Source organism: Kitasatospora sp. Root107 (assembly GCF_001424875.1).
Classification (GTDB): domain Bacteria; phylum Actinomycetota; class Actinomycetes; order Streptomycetales; family Streptomycetaceae; genus Kitasatospora.
This window is the reverse complement of the sequence record NZ_LMCT01000047.1, coordinates 18,156-25,497: the sequence shown is the minus strand read 5'-3', so window position 1 is coordinate 25,497 and position 7,342 is coordinate 18,156. Positions and strand designations below refer to the sequence as shown.

At 69.8% G+C, this 7,342-nt stretch carries 5 protein-coding genes and 1 pseudogene; 2 read left to right on the top strand and 4 right to left on the bottom strand.

All coding sequences use genetic code 11. From position 1 onward, the window contains the following. Positions 1–598 precede the first annotated feature (598 nt). Positions 599–793: pseudogene (locus ASC99_RS37965) on the bottom strand (2'-5' RNA ligase family protein); the annotation flags it as partial. A gap of 871 nt (positions 794–1,664) precedes the next feature. Further along, positions 1,665–2,177 (bottom strand): PadR family transcriptional regulator, encoded by a 513-nt coding sequence (locus ASC99_RS29955; protein WP_057237933.1) that lies wholly within the window; start codon positions 2,175–2,177, stop codon positions 1,665–1,667. A gap of 91 nt (positions 2,178–2,268) precedes the next feature. Here ASC99_RS29955 and ASC99_RS29950 point away from each other — a divergent pair, with 91 nt between their 5' ends. Beyond that, positions 2,269–2,823, top strand: coding sequence for a hypothetical protein (locus ASC99_RS29950; protein ID WP_057237931.1), 555 nt, complete (start codon positions 2,269–2,271; stop codon positions 2,821–2,823). A 107-nt stretch (positions 2,824–2,930) separates the two neighbouring features. Here the strand turns inward: ASC99_RS29950 and ASC99_RS29945 are convergent, their stop codons facing one another. After that, positions 2,931–4,139, bottom strand: coding sequence for an NAD(P)/FAD-dependent oxidoreductase (locus tag ASC99_RS29945; protein WP_057237929.1), 1,209 nt, complete (start codon positions 4,137–4,139; stop codon positions 2,931–2,933). Beyond that, positions 4,136–4,597 (bottom strand): hypothetical protein, encoded by a 462-nt coding sequence (locus tag ASC99_RS29940; RefSeq protein WP_057237927.1) that lies wholly within the window; start codon positions 4,595–4,597, stop codon positions 4,136–4,138. The genes ASC99_RS29945 and ASC99_RS29940 overlap by 4 nt, the downstream gene beginning before the upstream one ends. Before the next feature lie 99 nt (positions 4,598–4,696). On the opposite strand from ASC99_RS29940, the gene ASC99_RS29935 reads away from it, so the two are divergent. Next, entirely contained in the window at positions 4,697–5,311 is a 615-nt protein-coding gene (locus ASC99_RS29935; protein WP_057237925.1) for a PadR family transcriptional regulator, read from the top strand. The last annotated feature ends 2,031 nt before the right edge of the window (positions 5,312–7,342 follow it).

The window sequence follows — 7,342 nt, the reverse complement described above, 5'->3', positions numbered from 1 at the left end:
GTATCGATTTCAAGTACGCGCTGGCCATGGAGCTGGACGACCCCGGCTTCCACCACAGCGTGCTGCCGACTTCCGCGAGCGTCTCGCCTGCGACGACCGTGCCGACCGTCTCCTGGATCTGGCGCTCGCGCGCCTGAAGGAGGCCGGACTCGTGCGAGAGCGCACCACGCAGCGCACCGACTCCACCCACGTCCTGGCTGCGGTGCGCGACCTGACCCAGCTGGAACTGGTCACCGAGGCGGTCCGTGCCGCGCTTGAAGAAGTCGCCCGCACCGCTTCGCACTTGTTGACCGGCTTGGCCGACGAGGAATGGGGGCGCCGCTACGGCCGCCCGGTCCGGTTGGGCAAGAACCCCACCCGGCCCAAGACCCGGATCCTCGCCGCCGGCGACGACGCCTGCCGCCTGCTGGAGCACCTCCACCGGCACGGATCCGCCTTTCGGCCAGGCCCGCAGGCCGAGGCCCTGCGGCAGATCGTCGTGCAGAACTACTACCGCGATGCGGCAGGCCGTCTGCGGTGGCGCACCGCCGAGGACGGCGGGCTGCCGCCCTCCTCCTCGGTGATCGTCTCTCCCTACGGTGCCCCCCACGTCCCGTGCGGCGGTGCCGAGTCGCCACGCCTCGATGTCGCGGTAGCGGATCGGCCCGGGGCCACGGCCGATGTTGCTGCCGACCAGGTGGAGGCGTTCGGTCTGCCACGGTCGGCCCACGAATGCGGTGAGTTCGGCGGCGGCCTGCGGCACGCTGGTGGGATCGTCGCGGCGGGACCGTGCCAGGGTCACATGGGGGCGCAGCATGAACTGATTATGGGCCAGCGTCCCGAGCTTGGCCGGCTGCATCTCTGCCGCCTGCCGCCTGCCGCACGGCGAAGGCTGCGGAGATGGTGCGGCGGTGCGGGTCAGAGTGTGCGCGCGATCGTGTCACCAGGCCGACGAACTCCCGGAAGCCGTCCGGAGACTCGGCGCAACGATCGACCGCACCGATCCGCGCCATCACCTCGCGGACCGCCGAACCCTCCGAAGGTCGGCCCAGGTCGCGGAGCACGCACTGCTGGCAGTTCAGCACCCCGACCAGCAGTTCGTCCCACTTCGACCCCGCTCCGTCCAACCGCCGGGCCGCCTCGACCCCGTCCGTCACGACAGCCAGTTGGACATCCGGCCGGTGCTGGAGCTCCTGGGCAGTGTCCTGCCCCGTTCAGCACCGCCCGGTCAGCTGCTCGAGGCCGCCCCGTTCCCGACCGCGGCAGGGAGACGGGACAGCACCTCCCACTCCACATCCGAAAGCTCATGTCGACGCACCACAACCGACATGACTCCGCATCAGCACGAACCTTTGAAGACGAGCCCTGGGCGGAGTGGCAGGTCCGCGTGCTGGCCCCTGGCTGAGCGGCGGCCAGCAGTGCCAGGCCGTGCTGCTCGCCGTGCACTTCGCCACCCAGGCCGTGTTCACCTGGGGCACGGTGCCGCGCTGGATCAGGGACGCTGCCGACCGGGGTGGCACGGCGGGTGCTTGCGGACTCGGCTTCTCGTGCTGCTTCGGCTGCCGGAGTGGACGCACCGGGAGGCCAAGAGCTGCTGAAGGCGCGTTCTGGCACTGGCCGGCGGTGCCGGCTCAGCGCGGGCCGACCCAAGCACCTGAAGGTCCGGCCAGCGTCATGGGCACCGGTTACCGGATCTGGCCGACTGCCCACTCGGCCCACTCTCGGCGCATGGCGTTGAACCGCAGGCCGTACTCCAGGGTGATCCTGCCGCAGACGGACAGGTTGTCGCCGTCCCAGTCGATCGACTCATCCAGGTGGCGCAGGTTCTCGTGCGCCTGCTCGGACAGCTTGATCAGCTCGGTGAGGTAGCCCCGTGCCTGCTCGGGGGTGAGCACGCCGAGGAAGAACACCCTCAGGAGGACCTCGCTGCGGGTGTTCCGCTGTGGCTTGGTCTCGGTCAGCCAGTGCCGGAGTTCGGCAAGCCCCGCGTCGGTGAGGGTGTACTCCTTGCGGCCGCGCGGCCCCTCCGCCGTGACGCTGATCAGCCCGGCGTCGGCGAGCTTGGACAGCTCTGTGTAGATCTGGCTCTGGGTGGCGGGCCAGACGTTGGCCAGCGAGGTGTCGAAGCTCTTGAGCAAGTCGTATCCGCTGGCCGGGCGTTCGGACAGGAGTCCGAGAAGGGCATGTCGAAGGCTCATGCCGACATTCTACCTTCCACTCTTGACATGTCACTAGTGCAGACTCTAGTTTCAACATGTCAGAATAGGAATATAGAGAGCGGGGCCACCCATGTCGTACCTGCGCACCTTCCTTCCGTGGATCGTCTTCGCGGTGCTTCCGTCCGGCCAGTGGCAGTGGGCCTCGTTGGCCGCCCTGGTGGTGGCGGTGGCGGTGACCGTCCAGCAACGCAAGTCCGGGGCCGGCTTCGACGCGTTGATCATCGAGCTGGGCTCCGCGGTCTTCTTCGCGGCCCTGACGGTGATCGCCTTTGCCGACCCGCACTCGGGCGTGCACGACTACTCGGCGGCCCTGTCCTCAGCCACCCTGGCGATCATCGCCGGGATATCGCTGCTCATCGGCAAGCCGTTCACCCTGGGTATCGCCAAGCGCAGCACACCCCGCGAGGTCTGGGAGCTCAAGCCGTTCATCCGGATCAACGTCGTCATCACCGCCGCATGGACCGCCGCCTTCACGGTGACGGCCGCCGCGCTCGCGGTCCTCGCCCATGCCGGCAGCGCCCACTCGACGTCCGCCACGCTCGTACAGGTCGCCGGGTTCGCGGTCCCGATGGTGTTCACAGTCCGCTACGTCGCCGCCGTGCAGGCCAAGGCGGATGCCCGATGAACACCACAGCTGCGCCCCGGGAAGCGAAGAACTGACTGCGCATGACCGGCCGCGCCGCCTCCGGCCGGTCCGCAGTACGCGCCCGTGTCAGGCGGAAGGGGTGGAGTTCACGTGAGTGGGGCTGCCTTCGCGTCCCAGTCGATGTGATGGTCGAACTGCCAGGCCGTCTTCTCAGGGTTGACCAGCTTCATGGCCGCCGGCATCACGAGGTCGCGCAGTACGCGGCCGACCGGGCCCGCGGTCTTGTTGCTGTTCGTGCGGGCGCCGAGCTTGATGATGCGCTCGACGCGGGGTCGACGCAGTTGCTCGTACGCCGCGAACGCCTGGTCGTAGGGCAGGTCCCGCAGGCAGCGAGCGAGTTCGACCGCGCTCTCGGCCGCGATGGAGGCGCCCTGCCCGGAGCTGGACGAGGCAGCGTGGGCCGCGTCGCCGATGAGGGTCATGCGGCCGCGGGTCCAGCTGGCGACTCCCGGCATATTCTCCATCGGGCCGGTGATGAGCAGCTCGCCGGCGTCGGTACGGCTGATCATCGCGAGCGCCGGGGTGCGGTCGTCGGCGAAGGCGGTCCGCAAGGTACGCAGCCACTCCTCCGCTCCGATCGCCTGCGCCTCGGCGACGGTCATCGGGTCACGGTGGGGCAGGTTCACGAACCACACCGCGGAGGAGTCGGCGAAGACCTGGTAGCCGAAGAACGCGCGCCTGCCGAAGCACATGTACATGACGCCGTCGGTGGAGGGCATCCCCGACCGGTCCATCCGCGCTCCGAAGCACACCAGCCCGGCGTAGTTGGGTTGTGGTGCGGCCGGGTCGATCAGGGAGCGGACCGTGGAGCGGATGCCGTCGGCGCCGATCAGGATGTCGGCGCTCGCCTGGGAACCGTCCGCGAAGTGTGCGGTGACGCCGGAGCCGGTGTCCGCCGTGCCGGTCAGCCGCTTGCCGTGATGGATGGGAACGGAGCGGCGCTGCGCCTCGTCGTAGATCGCACGGTAGAGATCGGCGCGCCAGACGAACTGCAGGGACGGGAGGCGGGAGGGCGGGGCGAACCGCGCGAGGTCCTTGCCCGTCCAGCTCCGTAGCCCGAAGGCGGTGACCGGGGTGCCGATGGCGCGGACCAGGTCGCCGGCGCCGATCGCGTCGAGGGCGTCCTGGCCGTTGGGAGCGATGGTCATGCCGCCGCCGGCCCCGTCGGCCGTGGAGTCGTACGCCTCGTGGACGGCGGCCTCGATACCTGCCTGGCGGAGTGCCATCGCGGCGATCGGGCCGGCGATACCGCCGCCGATGACGAGTGCGGTGCGGGCTTTGCCGGTGCGGGTCATGACTGGTACCCCCTCGAAGGGTCGTCGATCGTCGGTACGCCGCCGCTCTTGTGTGCGCGGCGCAGATCCTGAACGTACGCGCGGGAGAACATCGCCGACAGGATCGCGATGCCGCCACGGTGGATGCGGATCTCGCTGTTCGTCGCGGAGCCGGACAGATGGATACGGCGGCCGGCCGTCGAATCGCCGGCGGCCGGGGACCTGGAGTCCTTGATCCTGCCGCGGGCGGTCCACCTCAGGTTCCAGTGGTCGACGGCGGTGGCGTCGTGGACGAGCAGCTTGACCATGGCGCGGTCCATGTCGAGGTGGATCTCGATGTCGTCGGGGAGGCGGGGAGAGCGGAGGTCGAGGACAGCGGCCCCCTGGCGGAGCTTGACCTCGAAGCGGCCGGCCCCCGTCCAGTCGCCGAGGTGCTTGATGAGGTCGTGGTCCGAGTGGATGTGCTCGGTAAGGGACATCGCGGTGGTTCCTCTCGGTGCGGTGTCGCGTGGACGATTCGATAGTCGCAGTGAAACTAGTTGCTCGTCAACTAGTTCCTCCGGGGCTAGAATCGGTCCATGGCCACACCCCCTCCCCGCAGCTCGCCCCTCGCCCTGACCGTCCTGGCCCTGCTGCACTACCAGCCGCTGCATCCGTACGGCATCCAGCGACTGGTCAAGGACTGGGGCAAGGAGCAGGTCGTCAACGTCAGGCAACGCGCGAGCCTCTACCGCACGATCGAGCGACTCAACGGCGATGGGCTGATCGCAGTCCGCGAGACCGGACGCGATCAGCAGTACCCCGAGCGCACCGTGTACGAAGTCACCGACGCGGGGCGCGAGACCTCCCGCGCCTGGCTGGAGGAGATGCTCTCCGCGCCCAAGCAGGAGTTCCCGGAGTTCCCGGCCGCTCTCTCGAACCTTCTGCTGCTCACGTCCGACGAGATGGCCGACGTACTGGAGCGGCGGACTGGCGCCCTTGCGGAGAAGCTTGACGAGCTGACAGGGGCCATGGCCGCGGAGGCGGAGCGAGGGCTGCCGCGCATCACCCGCCTGGAGACCGAGTATCTGCGAGCCGTGACGGCCGCGGAGCTGGAGTGGGTGCGCACGGTTGTCGAAGACCTGCGCACCGGCAGGCTCTCGTGGTCGAAGGAGCAGCTGGATGCCCTCGCGGCGAGACCGGTGCAGGACTGAGCCCCCGCGCACCGTCACCGCTGTGTTCGTTCCCCCTCCGCGGTACGAGTGTTGGGACGCGGTGGTGTCTGCTGCACGTCCGCCTCAAGAACGGCATCGACGTATCACCGGCCGGCGAGCCGGTCGAGACGTTCCACTGCCGGTGCGGCAGCACGTGGACCAAGGTCTACGGCATCGATGATGGGCAGGCGGACGGGCTGTCCGGCAGCTGAACCGCTGTGGACGGCGGTGCCGCCGATGAAGAAGTCCGTCCACGATCCGCCGACGCGGATGCTTCTCCCATCGACCGCCCTTCGGGCCCACCCGCGCCGGCGGCCGCAAGGTTCCACCAAAGCCCACTGCTGATTTCCTCCGAAACGTCGGCCGGGTGCGGCCCGGATTCGGTTGCGGGGCCGGGGGTGGCCACCCCCGGCCTGCGCGGAAGCTACCCGCAGGGTGTTGCCGTCCCGGTGGGCTGCTGCTCCAGGGCGGCTTGGCCGCTCGACTGCTGTTTCCGTTCCGTCCGGTCGCCGTCCTGGGTGTGGCTGTCTTCGTTCCGCCCGGGCGGCTCTGGGCTCGCTGCGCGTGCTTCGCGTGGAGTGGAGGCTGGTGTGTCAGCCGCAGTCCGCACCGCGATTGTGGCGTGGCGGGTAGAGCTGTAAGAAGCGGCGGAGGACCGTGGCCAGGCTGTGGGCGAGGACGTCGAAGCCGGTTGCTGGGGTGCTGTCGTACGCGGTTTGAGGGAGTCGGCCTGCTCAAGGGGGGCTGTCGGTTTCGGGGGTCGGTCCCAGTCCACCGTGAGCACCTGGAAGTCGGCGGCTGTTCGATCCCGGGTGAGGGGCCCGGCGCAATCCAGGCGTAATGGGCCGTGACGTGGTCGTTCTTCGCGTCGATGGCGTGGGTGTGTGCGGCAGGGTGCCTGAAGGGCGGCGTGTGCAGCGGTGTGATCGTGGTCGTTGCCTCGCGATGGCTGAGGCTGCTGGGGGCAGACAGGTGCCGGTCGTTGGCGGCCCGGTCGCTGTCCAGGGAGATACCGACTCGACGCCGCCCTCGTTGGAGGGTGCACGGCGGGCAGCGGGTTGGGTGTGGGCGTGACCGGTGTTCGGCAGGTGTCGCGCTCGCCCGGTCCTGGTGGACGTCCATCGCGGCCGTGGGTGCGTTGGGGAACCTCTCTTGGAGGCAGCGATGCGTCGGGGGCCTGGTGGAGGCCGTGCCTGGTCCGGGGTCAGCAGGGTGGTGTGGCGGGCTTGGCCGCTGTCCTGCCGGGCTTGTTGTCGCCGGCCGAAGCAGTCGACGCAGCTGTGGGCCGTGGGTGGTGCCGTGGTTGTGGTTGTGAGGCGGATCGGTGGGGTGCTCGAGTGGCGGTGCGGAGTCGGTGCGTGGCGCCTGGGTGGTGCCGTCGCCGGACTGGTTCGGACGTTGGTGCTGCGTACCGGCGCTTCGGTGCAGCGGCAGGGGTGGGCGGGTACGGCGGAGCCGGCCGATGGCGGGACACCTTCGGTCGGCCCTGCTGGGGTTGTCGGCGGGGCGTCGGTGCCGGTGGTTGGCCGCCTTGTCGCCGTCGGGGGAGAGGCCGACCTTGGGGCCCTGCCCGTTGGAGGGTTCGTCGGGCCGGACCGGGCGGGCGCGCTCGGTGTGGGCTCAATGGTGGGTGATCCACCAGGTGACGGCGGCGGCTCCGAGGGTGCTGAAGACACCGTGGACGAGGCCGCCGACTGCACGGGAACTGATGCCCTGCGCGGCTTTGCGCAGGCCCGTGGTGAGGGCTTTTACCGGCCGGCGTCGGGCCGGGCGAGGAGGCGGGGATGCGGGGATGCGGGGTCCGTAGGCTGGTGAGTACTGATGGCTCTTCTCCATTGCCTTGAGCGGTCGGTTGCGTGTCGACGGCTCCCTGCTGAACCCAGGGGGCCGTCGTTGTCTGCAGTCGGCCTGCCGTCCGCAGTGGAGTGTGTCGGAAGCACGGAGTCGACGCAGAGCCGTTTCCCGCCCGCCCCGCCCGCCCCGCCCGCCACCCTCGCCGGTGCCGCAGGCCCGGCGGTGCCGCAGGCCCGG

Coding starts and splice junctions, on each gene's coding strand:
- ASC99_RS29955 (WP_057237933.1), bottom strand. CDS start 2,177: ATGAGCCTTCGACATGCCCTTCTCGGACTCCTGTCCGAACGCCCGGCC.
- ASC99_RS29950 (WP_057237931.1), top strand. CDS start 2,269: ATGTCGTACCTGCGCACCTTCCTTCCGTGGATCGTCTTCGCGGTGCTT.
- ASC99_RS29945 (WP_057237929.1), bottom strand. CDS start 4,139: ATGACCCGCACCGGCAAAGCCCGCACCGCACTCGTCATCGGCGGCGGT.
- ASC99_RS29940 (WP_057237927.1), bottom strand. CDS start 4,597: ATGTCCCTTACCGAGCACATCCACTCGGACCACGACCTCATCAAGCAC.
- ASC99_RS29935 (WP_057237925.1), top strand. CDS start 4,697: ATGGCCACACCCCCTCCCCGCAGCTCGCCCCTCGCCCTGACCGTCCTG.